This window comes from Serratia proteamaculans, assembly GCF_004684015.1.
Taxonomy (GTDB): domain Bacteria; phylum Pseudomonadota; class Gammaproteobacteria; order Enterobacterales; family Enterobacteriaceae; genus Serratia; species Serratia proteamaculans_F.
The window spans coordinates 1-458 of the sequence record NZ_SRIA01000028.1; the positions used below are offsets into that span (position 1 = coordinate 1).

At 46.3% G+C, this 458-nt stretch carries 2 tRNA genes; both read left to right on the forward strand.

From position 1 onward, the window contains the following. The first annotated feature begins 84 nt into the window (after positions 1 to 84). A tRNA-Ile gene (locus E5C26_RS24540) sits at positions 85 to 161 on the forward strand. Between the two features lie 122 nt (positions 162 to 283). After that, a tRNA-Ala gene (locus tag E5C26_RS24545) sits at positions 284 to 359 on the forward strand. Positions 360 to 458: the final 99 nt, after the last annotated feature.

A 458-nucleotide genomic window follows, 5' to 3' on the forward strand; every position in this document is an offset into this window, starting at 1 on the left:
GTGAAGTGCTCACACAGATTGTCTGATGAAATGAAAGAGAGCATAAGGCTTAATCTTCGCGGTTAAGTCTTAAAGCACCTTGTCGGGTCTGTAGCTCAGGTGGTTAGAGCGCACCCCTGATAAGGGTGAGGTCGGTGGTTCAAGTCCACTCAGACCCACCAATTCTCTCCTATCCTGCGTTGTCGCCCTATTCGTTTATGTGAATAAACGTCGTAGGACTTCGCTTTGACTAGAAGCGAATTGGCGAAGGTAGTAGATAAGGTGTGACATGCTTTTCTGATATGGGGCTATAGCTCAGCTGGGAGAGCGCCTGCCTTGCACGCAGGAGGTCAGCGGTTCGATCCCGCTTAGCTCCACCATATCAAAAAATCTTAAAACTGATTCGCAAGAGTCATGTTTAAGATATTGCTCTTTAACAATCTGGAACAAGCTGAAAATTGAAACATGACAGCTGAAAC